This window comes from Polyangium sp. 15x6, from assembly GCF_029960785.1.
Classification (GTDB): domain Bacteria; phylum Myxococcota_A; class Polyangia; order Polyangiales; family Polyangiaceae; genus Polyangium.
The window spans coordinates 26,380-45,366 of the sequence record NZ_JASBQE010000096.1 but is presented as its reverse complement, the minus strand read 5'-3'; the positions used below and the strand labels follow the sequence as shown (position 1 = coordinate 45,366).

At 69.7% G+C, this 18,987-nt stretch carries 10 protein-coding genes; 6 read left to right on the top strand and 4 right to left on the bottom strand.

Annotated features, from left to right (window positions below; all coding sequences use genetic code 11):
- Positions 1-111: 111 nt before the first annotated feature.
- Entirely contained in the window at positions 112-3,192 is a 3,081-nt protein-coding gene (locus QHF83_RS42360) for a DVUA0089 family protein (RefSeq protein ID WP_282423786.1), read from the bottom strand.
- Positions 3,193-3,481: 289 nt separating this feature from the next.
- Positions 3,482-4,570 carry a phosphodiester glycosidase family protein gene (locus QHF83_RS42355; protein WP_282423785.1) on the bottom strand — a complete coding sequence of 363 codons (1,089 nt, stop codon included), beginning with the start codon at positions 4,568-4,570 and terminating at the stop codon, positions 3,482-3,484.
- Positions 4,571-4,841: 271 nt separating this feature from the next.
- On the opposite strand from QHF83_RS42355, the gene QHF83_RS42350 reads away from it, so the two are divergent.
- Complete coding sequence (locus QHF83_RS42350) at positions 4,842-8,861, top strand: M36 family metallopeptidase (protein ID WP_282423784.1); 4,020 nt, start codon at positions 4,842-4,844, stop codon at positions 8,859-8,861.
- 3 nt (positions 8,862-8,864) lie between these two features.
- On the opposite strand, the gene QHF83_RS42345 is transcribed toward QHF83_RS42350, so the two are convergent.
- Together QHF83_RS42345 and QHF83_RS42340 are read right to left on the bottom strand one after the other, a co-directional pair.
- The gene (locus tag QHF83_RS42345; protein WP_282423783.1) at positions 8,865-9,665 is read right to left on the bottom strand and encodes an alpha/beta fold hydrolase; all 801 of its coding nucleotides are present in this window, start codon (positions 9,663-9,665) and stop codon (positions 8,865-8,867) included.
- A complete protein-coding gene (locus QHF83_RS42340; RefSeq protein WP_282423782.1) occupies positions 9,662-13,117 on the bottom strand; it encodes a hypothetical protein in 3,456 nt (1,151 codons plus the stop codon). The genes QHF83_RS42345 and QHF83_RS42340 overlap by 4 nt, the downstream gene beginning before the upstream one ends.
- Before the next feature lie 249 nt (positions 13,118-13,366).
- On the opposite strand from QHF83_RS42340, the gene QHF83_RS42335 reads away from it, so the two are divergent.
- From QHF83_RS42335 to QHF83_RS42315, 5 genes are all read left to right on the top strand, one after another.
- On the top strand, positions 13,367-13,969 hold the full coding sequence (locus tag QHF83_RS42335; protein ID WP_282423781.1) for a DUF4142 domain-containing protein: 603 nt from the start codon (positions 13,367-13,369) through the stop codon (positions 13,967-13,969).
- 309 nt (positions 13,970-14,278) lie between these two features.
- Entirely contained in the window at positions 14,279-15,127 is an 849-nt protein-coding gene (locus QHF83_RS42330) for an HAD hydrolase family protein (protein WP_282423780.1), read from the top strand.
- Positions 15,128-15,277: 150 nt separating this feature from the next.
- Entirely contained in the window at positions 15,278-16,852 is a 1,575-nt protein-coding gene (locus QHF83_RS42325; protein ID WP_282423779.1) for a hypothetical protein, read from the top strand.
- Between the two features lie 18 nt (positions 16,853-16,870).
- Complete coding sequence (locus tag QHF83_RS42320) at positions 16,871-18,433, top strand: VWA domain-containing protein (protein WP_282423778.1); 1,563 nt, start codon at positions 16,871-16,873, stop codon at positions 18,431-18,433.
- A gap of 125 nt (positions 18,434-18,558) precedes the next feature.
- Entirely contained in the window at positions 18,559-18,885 is a 327-nt protein-coding gene (locus QHF83_RS42315; RefSeq protein ID WP_282423777.1) for a rhodanese-like domain-containing protein, read from the top strand.
- Positions 18,886-18,987: the final 102 nt, after the last annotated feature.

The following is an 18,987-nucleotide window of genomic DNA, read 5'->3' as shown; positions in this document are numbered from 1 at the left end:
GAGAAACCGCGCATCGCGCGGTTTCTCGGCCCTCGGTCCAGGCCGTGCCTGGTCCGGGGTGCAGGGGGCGGACAGCCCCCTGCTGGGGTGCGGGGCAAAGCCCCGCGCCTCTCAGGGCGTGACGCAGAAGATCATCGCCCAGCTATTGAGGGTGCCCTGGTCCGAGGTCGTGTCGTCGATGACTTTGAGCTTCCACCTGCCGACGGGCGACTTGCCGTTGACCGGGGTCAGCGCTGTCTCCGGCGAATAGCAGCCCGAGAAGGGCGCGGTGCCACCGCTGACCGCCGAGGAGCAGGTCGAGTCGAGGATCGTGTTCGTGTAGTTGTCGCCCGAGCTGCCGTTGTCCGAGGTGATGTCGAGCTCACCGAGGCCCGGCGGCTGCAGGTACGCGTCGATGTCCCCGGACCAGGTGTGCGTGGCGTTGAAGAGCACCGCCGCGCGGTTCACCGTGCCGACGTTCGCCACGCCGAGATAGCTGCTGATGCCCGTGGTGTTGCCGTCGAGCAGGGCGATGGGCGTGTCGTACGCCCGGACGACGACGAGGCGCTGGCCCGCCGCGCAGGCCGGGAAGTACGCCGGAATCGTGCAGTCCGAGTCGGCGGCGTCGATGAGCGTGTCGCCGTCGTTGTCGATGCCGTCGTTGCAGTACTGCTCGACCTTCGTGCACACGTTCGGGGTCCCGATGCACTTGTAGTTCGGCTCGAGCAGGCACACGGACGAGCAGCCGTCGCCGCTGACCGTGTTGCCGTCGTCGCAGGCGTCGGTGCCGTTGATCGTGCCGTTGCCGCAGCTCGTCGTGCAGACGCTCGGCGTGCCCGTGCAGGTGTAACCCTGCTCGATGGCGCAGGTCGCGGAGCAGCCGTCGCCGCTGTTCTTGTTGCCGTCGTCGCAGACGTCGGTGCCGTTGATCGTACCGTCGCCGCAGCTCAGGGCGCAGACGCTCGGCGAGCCGGCGCACTGGTAGCCCTGCTCGATGACGCAGCTCGCGGAGCAGCCGTCGCCGCTCGTCAGGTTGCCGTCGTCGCACACCTCGCTGCCCGCGAGGATGCCGTCGCCGCAGAGCGCGGTGAACGTCACCTGGAGCTGGTAGGCGCCGATGGTCGCGTTGCTGGCGTACTCCTCCACGTGCACGTAGTACGTGCCCGGGGCGAGCTTGCGCGCCGCCGCGTCCGCCGACGTGGTCGGATCGATCACCGAGCAGCTGTTGAGGCCGTCGTCGTCGTCCTCGACGAGGACCGTCGTGCAGTTCGACGCGAGGAGGTAGATCTTGGTGTCGTTGCCCGTCGGGCAGGTGCCCACCGACGGGACGAAGGTCTCGATCTTCACGTCCGCGACCGCGGGCACGGTGAACGCGTAGTAGTCATGGTCGCCGATGGGCGTGATCTTGCCGGTGACCGCGAAGGGCGGCATGAGCGGGCCGGTCGCCGTCGCGCACGTGTTCGGCTCGGACTCGACGAGGACGCAGGTGCTCGGCGCGCCGAAGCACACGAAGAACGGCTCGGCCTGGCAGGTGGCATTGCAGCCGTCGCCGGCCGTCTTGTTGCCGTCGTCGCAGCCCTCGGCCGCCGCGTTCACGAAGCCGTCGCCGCAGGTCGCCGCGATGCAGCCCGGCAGGCAGGCATCGTCGTCGTTCAAGTTGCCGTCGTCGCACGCCTCGGTGCCGGCCGGGATGCCGTCGCCGCAGACCGTCTTGCACGCGCTCGGCTCGCCGCTGCACACGTAGCCGAGCTCGGCCTGGCAGCTCGCGGAGCAGCCGTCGCCGCTCGCCGTGTTGGCGTCGTCGCAGGTCTCGGGGCCCTTGACGAGGCCGTCGCTGCAGATCGCGGTGCAGGCGCTCGGGGCGCCCGCGCAGAGCCAGCCCACCTCGGTCGCGCACGCGGCGTCGCAGCCGTCGCCGGCCACGGCATTGCCGTCGTCGCAGGTCTCGGCGCCCGTGAGGAGGCCGTCGCCGCAGAGCGAGACGACGCAGACGTTCCCCGCGCAGATGTTGCTCGTGCAGTCGCCGTTCACGAGGCAGCCCTTGCCGAGGTCGCAGGTCTGGCAGGTGCCGCCGCCGCAATCCGCGTCCGTCTCGGCGCCATTCTTCACGGTATCCGTGCACGTCGCCGTCTGGCAGACGTTGCCCGTGCACACGCCGCTCTTGCAGTCGGTCGGCTGATTGCAGACGAGGCCGTCGGCGCAGGCGGGGCAGTCCGCGCCGCCGCAGTCGACGCTGGTCTCGCTGCCGTTCTGGATGGTATCGCCGCAGGTCGCTCCCTGGCAGGTGCCGTCCGTGCAGACCTTGCTCGCGCAATCCGAGTCGATCGAGCAGACGAGGCCGGTACCGCAGGGCGAGCAGTTCGGGCCGCCGCAGTCGACGTCCGTCTCGTTGCGGTTCGTCACCTGGTCGGTGCAGGTCGGCAAGCAAATCGAACCCGAGCAGGAGCCGCCCACGCAGTCGCTGTCCTCTGCGCAGCCGAGGCCGGGGCCGCAGGGGCTGCAGGTGCCGCCGCCGCAATCGACGTCCGTCTCGGCGCCATTCTCGACGGTATCCGTGCAGGTGGGCGTCTGGCAGGTGGCGGAGTCACACACGCTGCTCTGGCAATCGGATGACACCTTGCAGACGAGGCCGTCGGCGCAGGGGGCGCACACGGCGCCGCCGCAGTCGACGTCCGTCTCGGAACCGTTCTTCACGGTATCGGCGCACTCGGCCGGGACGCAAACGTTGTTCGCGCACACATTGTCGGGGCAGTCCGCGTGCGCGAGGCACTCCACGCACGTGCCCGCGCCGTCGCAGAACTTGCCGTCGTTCGTGGTGCAGGTGTCGCCGGCCGGGAGCGGGTTGTTTTCCGGCTGCCCCGCATTGCAGACGTCCTGGGTGCAGTCGTTCTGATCGTCGAGAATGTCGGTGTCGTCGTTCTCGAGCGTGATCTCGCCCTTCCCGTCGCAGATCTCGCGGGCGCAGTCGCCGGGCATCTGCGTATCGCTCGGGGTGCCCATGGCGGCGAACGTTTCGCCGCAGACGCCCGAGGTGCAGGTGCGCGTGCGGCAGACCGTGTCGGCGCCCGGGCAATCCTCGGGCGTCCTGCACGCGCCCATGCCGCCCATGCCCGTCCCGCCTTCACCGCCGGCGCCGCCGGTGGTGTCCGGGGGAGCCGTCTCCTCGCAGCCCGTTCCTGCGCTCACTGCCACGAGGAGCGCGAAGGTCGCCACGGCGTACCTTGTGATTCCGAACCTTCTCCATCGACTCATGGGCGACATGCCCTTTCTCCCCGTCGGCGCCGTGCCGGCGCGAGGGACCAACGGCCCGCTGTTTGCCAACGCGAGACCTCACCACAGGCGAAAAACCCGGTCAAGGGGGAGATCGGCCCGGAAGCACCCTCCGCAAGCCGTTTTCGGGGCTTATGGCGTACGTGCCTTCCGCCGCATGCTCCCGCCTCCCGTGAACTCTGCGGTCTGCCCTACCCAACCCGTCGGGCGAGGCGGGGGACGCGAGCGCCGGCTAACGGGGCGCGGGGGCGCCGGATTGTTTCTGCTTCAGGTAGAAAAAGTCCCGAGGTGCAGGCTTCGATACATATCCGCTCTTCGTGTATTCGACCTTTTCGATCAGCGTCGACACGACCGCGGGCGGGGTGGAATGGTCGTACAGGAGGAACCGCGTATACGACCAGTTGATGTCGAGCTCCGCAGCGGACACGGCGCCGGCCGATTTCATCGCGGCCGCGAGGTCACGCGCCCATACCCACTCGCCGATCGCAAAGAGGAGCGTCGTTCCGTCCTCGTGCAATCCGATCGCCGTGCGTCGAATCTCGCGATCGCCTCCCTCGGCCGCGCCCCAGAGCCGCGCCGTGTCCTCGTTCGGCAGGCGCGGGTGGAGCGCGCCGCCCTCGAGGAGGCAAGGCGGCGTCTGCCGGTACGACCGGATCTGCGCGGTGACGGGCGCGAGCGCCGGGAAGCTCGCGATACGCACGGATCCGTCCCCGAGCAGCGCCACCGTGCAGCCATCCTCTCGCGGCGGGAGGAAGACGTCGCCGTCGACCATCATCCCCCATTTGCCGTGCTTCGCCATGAAGCCGCCATTGAACACCGCAATCAGCGAGGGCAGATCCGCCGCCGGAACGAGCCCGGGGCGTCGATCATTCGACACCACGGTCGACGTGGGCTCCTCCGTGCCCGCGACGAGGCGCAGATCGACCCGGCGCAGATCGATCGCCACGAGGAGGACGTACGGGTGGGGTTTGATCGGGTGCGGATGGACCATGGCGCGCGCGAGCGCGCCGGTGCCGCGCGCGGCGCCCTCGTCGAGGAGCGTGAAGACGCCGTCGCCGGGTTTGGCGGTGCGGGCGTGGGGCGGCGTGAAGGCGGGCGGCGGAAAAGGAGGACCCGAATTCGTGGGAGCAGCAACCGCTCGTGCAGCAGCGGTCTCCGGAGGGCTTGGTTCCGCAGGCTTCGGCGGCGGCGTCACGACGGGCGGCGCCGCGGGACTCGCGGTGATCCGCGGCGGCGGCGCCGAATGATCGAGGGGAGGGGGCGTCCCGCCGCACCCGGAGGCGAGGATCGAAAGGAACCACGGGAAGAACCGACGGACCATGTCGCGCCGCCATTAGCACAAGTCGCGCGCCTGGCACCTCGAATAGCGAAAGAAAAGCGGCGCGGAGGGAAATTCCAAGCCGTGGTCGACGGAATCTTGCATCATCGTCCGAATACGTGCGGAAGCGCGCGCCGGTCCGCGGCGACACCATAACGTTCAGCGTAAATTCGCTTCCCTCTCGCACGATAAGCGAGTACGCCTCCCTCCTTGGCCCGGCACCCGCCTGCTTCACACGGAGGCGGCGGGCGCGTCCACGTTGGTGGAGGATTCGATGAAGCGCTCCGTTCGTTGTCTCACCATGCTCACGGCGCTGGTCGGCGCTTCCTTCGCTCATGCGAAGGAGCTGCCGAACTTCGATGCTTATTATCGCGCGCAGCCGGCTCCCGCCGGGGGCCCGCGCGTCTTACGGTCCCCCCTCGGCGGACACGTCACGTCGGTGCACCCGCACACCGGCGCTCCCACTTTTTTCTGGGCCTCGCGGGATCAGAGCGGCACGAAGGCGCTCGTCGCGAGCACGAAGCCCGACGTCGCCGCGCGCAAGGCGCTCGTCTCTGCGGCCGAGATGCTGAGGCTCCCGGAGGCCGCCATCCAGGCCACGGTCGTGCGTGAAATTCACGATCGCGGCGCGGGCGGCGTCGTCGTGCGCCTCGGCCAGGAGATCGACGGCGTCGAGGTTTTCCGCGGCGGCGCGAACGTCATGCTCGATCGCAGCCATCGCCTCGTGGCCGCCTCGAACAACCTGCATCCGGCCGGTTTTGCCGGAAACAAGCGGGTCCCGCGCACGTTCGTCGTGACACCCCAGGGCGCACTCGCCAGCGCGTTCCGGGATTTCCACGGCACCGATCTGCCGGTGGCGAACCTCCTTCCGCGCGGTGAAAAAGGTCGTTACCAGACCTTCGATCTCCTGCCCACGCAGGATCACGAGTTTGCCGGCCCCGCGCGCGTGAAGAAGGTGTACTTCCCGCTGCCGGATCGCCTCGTTCCCGCTTACTACCTCGAAATTCGCCCGCGCGAGGTGGGCGAGAAGGACGCGGGGCTCTACGCCTACGTGATCGCGGCCGACGACGGGCGTGTCCTCTATCGGCAGAACCTCTCGCACGACGCGGCCTTCAATTACAGGGTCTGGGCCGACGCGAACGGCGACAAACGCCCCCTCGACGGCCCGCAGGCCGATTTCACGCCGCACCCGACGGGCCAGCCCGACGGCTCCGCGCCCCCGTTCATCGAGCCGGTCCTGGTCTCGATGGATGGCTTCAACAAGAACCCCCAGGGCACGTTCGATCCGTGGTTGGCCTCGGGCGCGACCTCGACGTCCGGCAACAATGTCGACGCGTACGCCGACCACGCCCAGCCGGACGGCTTCGGCAATGGCGACACGCGCCCGAACGTGACGGCGCCCGGCACGTTCGATCGTACGTACGACGTGAACCTCGCGCCGACGGCGAACCCGAACCAGATCATGGCCGCCGCCACGCAGCTCTTCTACGTGACGAACTGGCTGCACGATTACTGGTACGACTCGGGCTTCGACGAGAAATCGGGCAACGCGCAGAAGAGCAACTACGGCCGCGGCGGCGAGGAAGGCGATCCGCTCCTCGCCGAGGCGCAGGACGACGCGTTCAACAACCAGAGCCGCAACAACGCGAACATGCAGACGCCTGCGGACGGCGAGTCGCCGATCATGCAGATGTACCTCTGGTCGGGCGCGAGCGCGCGGAGCCTCACGACGAACCCTGGCGGCAAGGGATACGGCACCGACGTCGCCGAATTCGGGCTGCAGGTCTTCAACACGACCGGCTCCCTCTCGCTCGTCGACGACCAGTCCACGGCCACGACGAACGAGACGCCCGGCACGTTCCGCGACGGCTGCCAGTCCATCAAGAACAACGTGGCCGGCAAGATCGTCGTCATCGATCGCGGCTCCTGCACGTTCAAGCAGAAGGCCGTGAACGCGCAGGCCGCGGGCGCGATCGGCATGATCCTCGCGAACCACCTGAACGAGCCCGCCCCGCCGTACATGCCGAACGGGGACCCGAACCAGGCCGTGACCATCCCCGTCCTGTCCGTCACGCTGGCCTCGGGCAACGCCATCAAGCAGGCCATGATGGGCGGCGATGTGACGGCCACGATGGTCCGCTCGGCCGCGGGCGTCGAGCGTGACGGCACGATCGACAACCACATCGTCGCGCACGAGTGGGGTCATTACCTGCACAACCGGCTCGCGTACTGCGGCTCCAACATGTGCGGCGGCATGGGCGAGGGCTGGGGCGACACGGTCGCGCTCCACATGACCCTGCGCGAGGGCGACGATCTCGACGGCGTCTTCGGGATGAGCGTCTACGCCACGGCGACGCTCGGCGACAGCGGCTACTACGGCATCCGGCGCGTCCCGTACTCGACCGACATGACCAAGAACGGCCTGACCTTCCGGCACATCGCCGACGACCAGGCGCTGCCGGATCACCCGATGGCCGTGATCCCCGCGCCGAACTCCGAGGTGCACAACGCCGGCGAGGTGTGGGCGACGATGATGTTCGAGGCGACGGTCGCGCTGCTCAAGCGCAGCCAGCAGCCGGGCGCGCCCTACGACTTCGAAGGGGCTCGCCGCCGCATGGCCGACTACATCGTCGCGTCGCTCAAGACGGTCCCGCCGGACGCGACGTACCTCGAGCAGCGCGACGCGATCCTCATGGCGGCGTCCACGGTCGACCTGAAGGACATGGAGATCCTCGCCCAGGCCTTCGCCAAGCGCGGCGCGGGCTCGTGCGCGGTCTCGCCGCCGCGTGACTCGAACGACAACGTGGGCGTGGTCGAGAGCTTCGAGGTCAAGGCCTCGGTCTCCGATCTCGCGGGCGAGCTCGACGACGCCGTCCAGTCCTGCGACTCCGACGGGCGCCTCGACGCCCAGGAGTCGGGCCGCGTGACGATCGAGCTCAAGAACACGGGCGTCGCGCCGCTCACGGACGCCGTCGCGAGCGTGACGGCGCAGCAGGCGGGCATCTCGTTCCCGAACGGCACGCAGGTGCAGTTCGGCACGGTCCCGCCCTTCGGGACGGCCAAGGCCACGATCGACGTCGCGCTCGACGGCTCGGTCGCCGGCATCAACTCGGTCAAGCTCGACATCGCCGTGACGAGCGCCGAGACGTGCGAGCCCAAGTCGACGCTCGTCGAGGTGCCGTACATCAACTACGACAACGTGCCGGAGTCGGCCACGATCGAGAGCGCCGAGAGCGACATCGAGACGTGGACGAGGTCGGGCGACGGCGCGGATCGGGTCTGGAGCCGCATCCAGAACGGCCCGCCGAACCACGTCTTCCACGGCGTGGACTCGGGCAGCTTGAGCGACACCGCGTTCGAGTCGCCGGCGATCGTCGCGGGCCCCGGGCCGCTCACGATCACGCTGAAGCACCGCCACGAGTTCGAGGTGGGTCCGCCGCCGCAGGGCGGTGGCACCGTCAACTACGACGGCGCCGTCATCGAGATCTCGACGGACGGCGGGCAGAGCTGGCAGGACGCGGCTCAGTTCGCGATGGTGCCCTACACCGGCACGATCACGAACATCTCCGACAACCCGCTCGGCAACCGCCAAGGGTTCACGAACCGGAACGCGGCGTGGCCGAACTTCAACACGATGACGCTGAACTTCGGCAACTCGCTCTCCGGCAAGACGTTCAAGCTGCGCTTCCGGATCGGCACCGATCCGGCGGCCGGCGCGTACGGCTGGGAGATCGACGACATCGACGTGCAGGGCGCGGTGAACAAGCCGTTCGCGTCGATCGTGGAGGACAGCACGAACTGCGCGGGCCTGCCCGTGGCGAACGCCGGCGCGGACCTCGTGGTGTCGGGTGGTGACGAGGCCACGCTCGATGGTTCGAAGAGCAGCGATCCGGACGGCGATACGCTCACGTACAAGTGGACGCAGACGGAAGGGCCCGAGGTCGCGCTCACGCCGAACGATGGGCCGAAGCCGACGTTCGTCGCGCCGAACGTTCAGGCCGAGACGGTCCTCACGTTCCAGCTCACCGTCTCCGACGGCAAGGGCCTGGCGAGTGACCTCGTGAAGGTGACCGTCACGCCGGGCATGGGCAGCGGCGGCGAGGGCGGCGCGGGCGTCGGCACCGGCGCGGGCGCCGGCGGCGTCGGCGGTGGCCCGATCCTCGTCGACGACGAAGGTAGCTGCGGCTGCGCCGTCGTCGGTGACGAGCAGAAGAGCCCGGTCGTGCCCGCGGCGGCCGCCCTCGGCTTGCTCGGCGCCGTGTTCGCGCGGCTGCGTCGTCGGAACCGCAAGTAATCGTCACGGCCTCGAGGCGGCGGCCCGCTGGGCCGCTGCCTCCAGCGCCTTCTGCCAATCCCCCCGCATCGAAGCGTTCACCGTGTGCCCCACGCCGGGGTAGGTGGTGAGCTCCGCCGAAAAGCCCGCCGCGACGAGCGCGCGCACGGTCTCGGTCGCGCCGGCGAGCGGCACCATCGTGTCCGCGTCGCCGTGGAACGCGTGGACGAGCGGGGCGAACTTTCCCATCGGCCACGAGCTCGGGTAGAGCGGCGGCGCGAGCAGGCCGGCGAGGGGAAGCGCCTCGCCGATGCGCTCGGGGTGTTTGACCGCGAGCGTGAAGCTCAGCATCCCTCCCTGGGAAAACCCCGTCACGATCGGCCGGCCGTGCGTGGGCCGCGTCCGTTCGAGCTCCTCCAGCATCGCGGCGAGCCCGTCGGCCGCGAGCGCCGTGCCTTCCCCGAGCTTCGCAGGATCTCGACGCGCGAGCGGGAACCACGAGAAGCCGTCGCCGTGCGGCGAGGTCCCGTACGGAACGACGACCCGCATGCGCGCTTCGATCCGATCGAACAGCCGAACGAACGACTCCGGACGATCTCCGAGCCCGTGGATCGCCACCACGAGCGGCAGACGTTCGGTCGCGGCGGCGCCGCCCGTCACGCGTTCGAGGTACCGGATCCCCGCCGCTTCGGGCGGCCCGGACGTGGCCTTCGCTTCGACCTTCGGGGCTGCGCTGGCCGGCGGAGGCTCGGGTGGCGTCTCCCGCCCGCACGCGGGCGCGAGCAGCACGAGCGCGACGAGGGCAGCGGCCTTTGCGTGGTTCATGCCGAGGCCAGGCGCGCGGCGCGTTCCCGTTCGAGCCGCGGCGGCGGGAGGATCGACGCGCCGAAGAGCACCCGCCGCGGCGCCTCGCCCGCGACCTCCTCGCGCCACGACAGGGCCCACTCGGCCCAGGGGATGTGCTGATCGCGGAACAGGATCTTCCGTAAATCGAGCGGCTTGGGCTCGACGCCCGGACGCTCGCCGCGCACCACGGGTGGCACGAGCGGGCCGCTGAACCCGGCGTCGAGCGCGTAGATCACCTCGGTCCGGTAGCCTTCGCCCGGCCAGAGCACGAGGCCCTCGTCGGCGATGTCGTACGGCACGTCCTCGCCGAGCGCCGCGCGGATCTGCTCGCGCACGAGATCCACGCCGGCCATGCGGTAAAACCCGGCGATCGCGTTCTCGAAGAGGATCCGATCCGAGCCGTCGAGCGCATCGACGAACCCTGGCTCGGTCACGCTCGCCACGACGAGCCCGCTCTGCTCCTCGAACGCGATCACGGTCTTCGCCTTGGAGATCGCATCACAGGCGAGCTCGAGGCGCAGCCGGTTCGAACCGAGCTCGACGCTCTGCACGGTGATGGCGCCCGCGCGGAAGCGGGGGCATGCCGCGAGCAGGCCGCTCACCTCGCGATCGACGGCGCGCCGCACGGTCTCGCGCAGGTCGTCGAGCTGCTCCTGCAGGCCGCGCAGCGAGCCGTGCCCGCGCTCGACGCCGCGCGACTCGTCGAGCTCCGCGCGCCGCGCCGCGCGCCGAAGTTTTCCGTAGAGCTTGGGCAACGTACCCGAGTGGAACCCGGGCCGCATGAGCGTGCCCACGGTCTCGCCTTGATGCCCGATCGGCACGGGCCCCAGGTTTTTCGCGCGGTTCTCGCGGTAGAGGCGGAAGTTCTCCTTGAACTCCCACACGAGGAAGCCGAACACGCTCGGGAACAGGAACACCGTCGTCGCCGCGATCGTCCCGCCGATGACCGGGCCGAGCGGGGCGAGCGCGTGGTTCATGACCGTCAGCATCTCGGCGAGCTGCTGGATCAGCATCTTCTGCGCGACCGTGACCACCGGGAAGTGCTTCACCGGGTTGATCTCGGGCTCGATGAGCAGCGTGATGTAGAGCCGGATCACGTACGCCACGAAGAACCACACGAGCCCGAGCGTCGCCTTGAGCGGGATCGTGGCGCGCTTGTCGCCCTCACGGAACCGCAGGAATTCGTCGACCCGGTAGAGCGTGCGCTCCGAGAGCTCCAGCATCGCGCGGAAGATGCTCATCACGAGCCGCAGGAGCCCCGGCAGCGCGCGCCCCTTCAGCGCCTCCCAGCCGAGCGCGATCTGGTCGAACACGACCTCCTGCGCGACGAGGCCCGCCCGCGTGTTGAGCAGCACGCTCGCCGCCACGAACACGCCCGCCGCGCCGAGGGGCCCGATCACGCCGGGCACGTCGCGCAGGGGCGTCGCCAGGTAGAGGATCGTCGCGACCACGAGCGGCATCAGCACGTACCGCGCGAGCGCCCGCGCCATGCCGCTCTCCAGCACGCGCCGGATCGGCCCGAGCGAGAAGACCCACCGCGGCAGGCGCACGAAGACGGCCGCGAGCGCGTGGCCGAGCATCGACAAAACCCGCATCGCGCCGGCGCGGATGGCTTCGCTGTGGATGAGCCCGAAGAGCACGGCGGTCATCACGAGCAACGACGGCGTGCTCACGAGGTGCGGCGGCACGAAGCCGAGCGCCTTCGCGGCCGGCCCGACCATGTGCTGCAAGCCCTCCAGCACCACGAACGCGCCGCCGGCCGGCAAGATCACGAAGAGCGTCACGAGCCGGCCGAGCTTCGTCCCGAAGAACACGCTCGACACCTTCTGCAAGGCGCGCAGGTACACCTCGCCGCGGCGGTAGACGCCGTCGAGCGAGACATCGAGCGCCTTGTCCGCGAGCAGCAGCGGATCGCCGCGCACGAGCTCACCCGGGAGCGCGACGTCGGCCATCTTGAGCTGGCTCCGGGAGAGCGCGTCGCGGAGCTGCCCGATGCTCAAGAACCCGCGCGCCACCACCTGATCGCAGAGCTCCTCCACGAGCTTCTTCCGCGCCACGCGCTCGGGCACGCTCGCGGGCCGGAGGCCCACGCCGTCGAGCGTCCCCTCGATGACCGGCCGCAGCGTCTTCCGCACGTTCTCCTCGGCCCGCCGCACCGCCATGCGCAGGAGCCGCGCGATGAGCCGTCGATCCGCGGACGGCATCTCCACGTGCCGTAGCTTTTGCAGGGCGCTCCGCAGGTGCCGCGCGATCTTGAGCGGCCGCGTCGCCGGCAGCTTCCGCACGATCGGGCGATCGCCGAGCGAGAGCGCCCACGTCACGAGATCGACCGCCGACGCCCCACGCTCGTGCGCCACGCAGGCCCGCTGGAGATCGTAGAGCAGCCGCGCCTCGACCGGATACCGGAGCGCTTGCCTCTCGCTCGCCGTCACCGCGAGCGGCATCAGCGACGAGGTCCACGGCACCCGCGGCGCGCCCTCCGCGCTCTCGCCCGGGCCCACGAGCGCCGCGTCGAGCCGCGCGCCGAGCGCGTCGAGATCCCGCTGCACCTGGGCGCGCAGCTTCACCTGCTGATCCTCGCCCGCCGCCGGCATCGCCGCGAGCAGCGAGAGCGCGGCCCGCACGTGGTTCCCCTCGGCGCGCGCCTTCTCGGCCTGGGCCACGAGCTTCTGCGCGCCCGCGACCGTCGTCGCGCGCCGCGACAGGAACGCGGGCAGCACGTCGAGCGCGGGCAGCGCCGAGTACGTCGGTGTCGTCGACTCCTTGCCGAACGGCGTCTCCGAAGGCTCCGCCGCGCCCTCGGGCCTGCACGCCGCGAGCAGCGCGCGCGCGTCCACGTCCCCGCCGATCACCGCGAGCGCTCGCGACGTGTCCCGCAGCGTGGGGAACGTCCTCGCAACGAGGCGCGGGGCGAAGTGGTGGAGCTCCAGCAAGAGCGCGGCGAACTCCGTGTAGACCTCCGCGTCGTCGGCCGGGGGCAGGAGTAGATCGTCGGCCCGCAAGACGCGCCGGATCTCGTCGAACTCCGTTTGCCCGATCCGATCGATCCGCGCCCGGATCCCCGCTTCATCGAGCGCGCCGCGGCGCCGCGCGGCTTCGAGCGCGAGGTGCACGCGCCCGTGGAACGCCCCGCGCCAGAGCCGCGCCAGCACCTCGGCCGGCGACGCGTCGAGGATCTCCGATCCCTTCGGCCTGGGCAGGAGCACCACGTGCTCCGGCAGCCTCTTTCCGGCCTCGCCGAGCTCCGCGGCTGGCACGAGCGCGAGGAGCTCGTCCCTCCCGAGCGCGTAACACGACGCGTGCGGCACCAGGAGCCCGATGCCCACGATTCGCCGGTGGCGCTTGATCACGCGGGCGACGAGGCGACTGTCCACCACGAGCGTGCCGGTCTCCGCGCTTCGCAGGCTTCGCTCGATGGGGGTCGTATCCATGCGGAAGAGCGAGGCGGCGGGGACGGGGACGATCCCGAGCGCCGCGCTCGGCCCCACTTACACCACGGAGCGCGGAGGCACAACGACCCGGGCGGAAAGCATGTTGCCGTCCGGGGCTCCCCGACCTCGGGAGACGGTGGGGCCGGCTCTCGCCACGCGCCGCGGGGCTTCATGGCCATGGGGGCGCTGACGCGTGGATCTCGGCTCTGACCGAAGCGAGCGAGCGGCGCCTTTGAGAGGAGACGACGCATGGCTCACGCATTCCATCGGTCCTTCGGCCGTGCCTTCCTGCTCTTCGCGCTCGGTTCCGTGGGCGCGTGGGGCTGCGGCACGGAGGCGGGGAACAACCGCCCGGGTCAGGCCACGGAGGAGCCCTGGGAGCCGCCCTCGCACGGACAGATTCTGGCCGTCGTGTCGACCATCGATCGAGCCGAGATCGAGGGCGCGAAGACGGCGCACCAGCGGACCACGAACGACGCGGTCCGCGCCTACGCGCAGCGCCTCGCCGACGAGCACGAGGAGGCCGAGACGCGCATTCAGTCGCTCCAGGAGAAGCTCCGGGTCAAGCAGGAGGGGAGCGAGATGCAGTCGAACCTCCGCCGCGAGGCCGAGCGCATGGCCGAGCGACTGCGGACCGTGCCGGCCGCCGAGTTCGACGTCACCTACCTCGACACGCAGATCGCCATGCACCAGCGCGCGATCACGCTCCTCGACGCGCAGCTCATCCCGAACGCCGACTCGACGGAGATCGAGACCTTCCTGCGCGACATGCGCGGCTCGCTGGTCCAGCACCTCACCCAGGCGCGGCGCCTCCGCAGCCGCTTCCCGACCCCCCCGGGCGGCGGGGTCTGACCCCCAGAGAGCCGATAAACACGAAAAATATCCGAGGCGCCCAGATCGGACAGGATACGTCCGATCTGGGCGTCGATTTCCGTCGGCCCCCTGCCATTGCATGATAATCTCGGCTACGGCTGGCGTCATGGACGGGGAGCTGGCGGCCGAGGGCCTCGCCGCGGCCGATCGTGGCCTCCCTCGTCCCGCGCCTCGGGGGCCGCCTTTTTCTTTCCGGCTTTGGCCTCGTTCGCGAAGGAATGGATCCCATGCTTGTCTTGAAAAACCCGAACCCCGGCCATGTTCTGCCGGCCATGCGATGGACGCGCCATGCCGCCGCTCGGTGATCGCCGCACGTATCTGCCGCGCATCGCGGCCCCGCGCTGGGTCGTCTTCGCTGATTTCGACGAGACCTACCTCGCGCACGACGGCTCGCCCGAGCGCCGCCGCGATCGGCGCTCGCTCGAGCAGCTCCTCCTCGAAGAGGCCTCCGCGCTCGGCCTCGTCTTCGGCTGGGTCGCCGACGGGCCCATCGACGTCGTCGCCGCCACGGTCGGCACCCACGGCCTGCGCGTCGTGCCCCATTTCATCGCGAGCTCCTGGGGCGCCGAGCTCGATTTCTTCACCCGCGAGGAAGGCCGCCGCCCGGTCGCCGAATGGGACGCCCGCGTCGCGCAGAGCGGCTTTTCGAGGGCCCGCGTCGCCGCCGCGCTCGACGATCTCCTCCGCCGTGGCGTCCACCTGGTCCGCCGCGAGCAAGCGGGCAGACGCATCGATAGTTACATGTTTCAGCCGAACGGCCGCGGCCGGCACCCCGAGATCGCCTCGATCCTCCACAAGATCGCCGAGCGCCATGGGATCGGCGTCCACGTCTATCCCTGCCACCCCGCGCTCGGCGAGCCCGAGGGCGCCTACGACGTGGATTTCGTGCCGCGGGGCGTCGGAAAACGCCAGGTCGCCGATTTCGTCCTCGAGCGCCTCGGCATCCCGCGCTCCCGGGCCTTCGGCTTCGGCGACGACGTGGGCGACGTCGACATGCTCTCTGCTGTCGAGCACGGCTACCTGGTCGACAACGCTACCGACGAAGCCCGCCGCCGCTTCTCCCGCACCGCCGGGGCCAGTTATGCCCGCGGGATCCTCGACGTGATCGAGCGACGCCTCGAGCGCGTCCACCTCTGATTCGCGCCTCCGCCGCGACACCGCTGTCAGGGCCGCGCGCCGGCCCTGGTAGCAGGATCTCTTCGCGAATCCCGGGAATACGTGTATGGCACATGGTTTGCTGGCCGTGCCCAGCCTTCGTCTTTCCCTCATGCAGGAGATGAAATGCCGATGGAACGACCTTATGCGGCGCGTCGCGCGCTGCTCCACCCGTTGTGGCTCGGATCTCTCGCCGTCCTCGCCCTGAACGACCACGTCCTCAAGGGCGCGGGCGTCCTTCCCGGCGCGATCACGGGCAAACTGAGTGATTTCGCCGGGCTCGTGGTGGCGCCCGCGCTCCTCGCGGTGCTCCTCCGCCTCGGGAGCCGCCGGAGCCTTTTCCTCGCGCACCTCGCCACGGGCGCCGTCTTCGCCGCCATCAAGCTCTCGCCCGCGGCGGCGCGCGCCTTCGAGGCGTTCACGGCGCTCACGCCATTCCCCTGGAAAATCACCGTCGATCCCACCGATCTGATCGCGCTGCCCGCGCTCGCCCTCGCGTGGCGTGTCCTCGTCCCGGCCATGCAGCGCCCGCTGCCCGAGCGCCCTCTGGCCCAGCGCACGGCCGTCGTGTTCGGATCGCTCGCCTGTGCCGCGACCAGCGAGCCCGTCGACCCGCCGCCGACCTGCGACCCCGATTTCTGCGGCGTCACGCCCACCGAGGCTGGCGCGCTCTCCCTCGGCAATACCACGGACGGCGAGCGCCTCGTGCGCCTGCGGCCGCTCAAGGACTCGGTCCAGGTCGATTGCGAGACCCTGCTCGCCGATCCCGAATCCGCGCTTTCGCGCGAGCTCTTCGCGCCGGCCGAGGCGTGGCTCCTCCAGCCGGGCCGGGGTTTGCCTCTCCAGAACAATGACACGGCGGGCTGCGTCGCCTACCTCGTCGACGCCGACGGCCTCTCGCCCACGCTCCTCGCCTGGTCCTCCTCGACGTTCCCGACCCAGCTCGTCTCCACGGTGACGAACTCGGACGACCGCCTCATGATCCCGCTCTCGCTCGATTCGAATGGCAAACTCTCGCTCGGCCCGCACGAGGCCGTCTTCAAGGCGCCCGCGCTCGAAGAGCCGCCCGTCGCCCCCGGCTGCACCACACCCGACGAGAGCGTCGGCATCGAGTGGTCCACGCCGGTCCCCATCGGCGGGCCTTGGATGGTGGAATCCATCATCTCCTCGCCCGACGATTGCCACGCCCTCGTGCTCCAGAACAAATCGACGATGTACGTCTGCGTGCCCAAGGCGGCCATGCCGTTCAAGGCCGGCGACAGCCTCATGATCGACGAGCGTGATGGCATCGCCGGCTCTGCCCCCGAGACGAACGGCGAGCCGCCCGAGGGCAAGATCCTCATCCTCCACAGCGACACACACACCGTGGTCGCGGTGCGCGGCAACGTCCTCGCGCGGTATGGGTTCACGGGCACGGACGCGCCGCTCGGCGAGCCCACCGTCGAGTCCGACCTCGCCGAGGGCTGCACCGGCGCGCACGACGAATGCGGCAGCCTGCTCGTCCCGCTCGAGCTCAGCTTCCTCGGCGCGCACGTCCCGTCGATCTCCTTCCTGCGCGCGGGCAAGAGCATCGACCTCGCGGACGGCTACGGCACGCTGCACCTCGTGCGGGCCGAGGCCATGCCCATCCGCGACACGGAATGCCCGCCCTTCGCTCGCTCCAGCCGTCATTACGAATCCGTCCTCGTCATCCCCGCGGCGCCTTGATTTCGGGAGGAAACCACCATGGACCATCGAATCGGTACAGCGCTCCTTTCGACCTTGCTCGCCTCGCTCGTGCTCACGGGCTGCGCGGCCGACAGCGCGGAGTCGGGCGGCGCGAGCGCCGCTCCGGAGCCCGGACCCGGCGCGACCGGCGTCTCGCAGGGCGGCGCCCAGGACTTCGGCCTCTTCCGCCAGATCCTCGAGGACGGCAAGATCCCGGGCCCCGGCGCGCTCGACGACCTCGGCTTCTTCGCCGAGCACAAGCTCGATTACGCCCCGCCGACCTGCGGCAACGACGTCTGCATGCACGGCCTGCTCGGCGTCATGGGCAACATGATCACGGGCTCGAATTGCACCCTCGTCCAGATCGGCATGAACTCGCCGATCGACGTGAGCAACATCGCGCGCCCGCCCTTGCACCTCGTCGTCGCCGTCGACGTCAGCGGATCCATGGCCGGACAGCCCATGGATTACATGAAGGCGGGCCTCCTCGAGATGATTCCGGCCCTGAAGCCCACGGATCGGATCTCCCTCGTGACGTACTCGACGAGCGCCAAGCTCGTCCTCGATCACGTGAGCGCGTCCGATACCCAGGCGCTCGAGAGCGCCTTCCAGGGCCTCTTCGCCGCGGGCTCGACGAACCTCTACGACGGCCTCTTCACCGCGTTCTCCGTCGCCGATCAGCATTTCGATCCGACGTACCAGAACCGCGTGCTTTACCTCTCGGACGGCATGGCCACCGCGGGCCTGCAGAACCCCGACAAGCTCACCTCGCTCGCCGAGGCGTACGCGAAGAAGGGCATCGGCGTGACCACGATCGGCGTCGGCAAGGATTTCGACGTCGAGGTCATGCGTGATCTCAGCGAGGTCGGCGCGGGGAATTTCTACTTCCTCGAAGATCCGAAGGCCGTCGTCGAGGTCTTCACCGACGAGGTGAATACCTTCCTCGTGCCCGTCGCGCTCGACGTGAACATCGACGTGACCGTCGGCGGCGGCTACGTCGTGCGGGGGATCTACGGGACGAACGGCTGGCAGACGGCCGAGGGCGGCGGGACCATCTCGATCCCGAGCCTCTTCCTCGCGGGCCGCACGAGCTCCGAGGATCCCATTTCCGAGGGCCGGCGCGGCGGCGGCGGCGCGATGATTCTCGAGCTCGTGCCGCGCTCCGGTGCGATCAGCGTGCCGGATCCCTACGAGGTCGGTTCGCTCGTCCTCTCGTACAGGGACCCGCTCACGGGCTTCACGAAGTCCCAGGTCACGGACATCAAGGCCCCGCACGTGTACGAGGATCCGCAAGAGTTCTTCACGGACGAGACCGTCGAGAAGGGGTTCGTCATGCTGAACATCTACGCCGGCTTCAAGCTCGCGGCCGAGCTCACGGCCGACAGCGATCCGCGCACCGCGCGCCGCACACTCGAGGCGCTCCGGCCGAACGTCGACACGTGGCTCGCGGAGCATCCCGACCCGGACATCCAGGACGATCTCAAGTACATCGACCTCTTCATCGAGAACCTGCAGGTCGTCGAGGCGAGCACCACGCCCTACGAGCCGGCCGATCCGCCGCCGCCCTGGCCCGCCGACTGACAAAGCCGGCCCACCGACACCGACACGATCCTGCCCTTCGATCGAGGCGCCGATGCCCGGCGCCTCGATTTCCCTTACGCTTCGAGTCGCGCGTTCCAGCGCGCCCAACCAAGCAAGAAGGGATCATGAAGCACAGGCACATGTTGGTCGCACTCGCGGCCGCCATGCTCCTCGCCCTGCCCGGGTGCAAGAAGCCCGGCGGATCCACGGGCGAGCACGGCGCCGAGGCCGAAGGATTTGGTCGGCTCACGGTCGACGAGGTCGACGCCAAGATGAAGGAGGCGAAGGAGGGCAAGCTCGCCTTCCACGTCATCGACAACAACGCGCGATCGACCTTCGACAAGGGCCACCTGCCCGGCGCGAAATGGGTCGATCACGAGAACGTGCGAGCCGAGGATCTCCCCGCGGACAAGGAGGCCACGCTCGTCTTTTATTGCGCAAACGATCATTGAACGGCTTGCCATGAGGGCGCGGTCGGCGCCCTGAAGCTCGGTTACAAGAAGGTCTTCATCATGCCCGCCGGCCTCGCCGGCTGGAAGAAGGCCGGCAAGCCC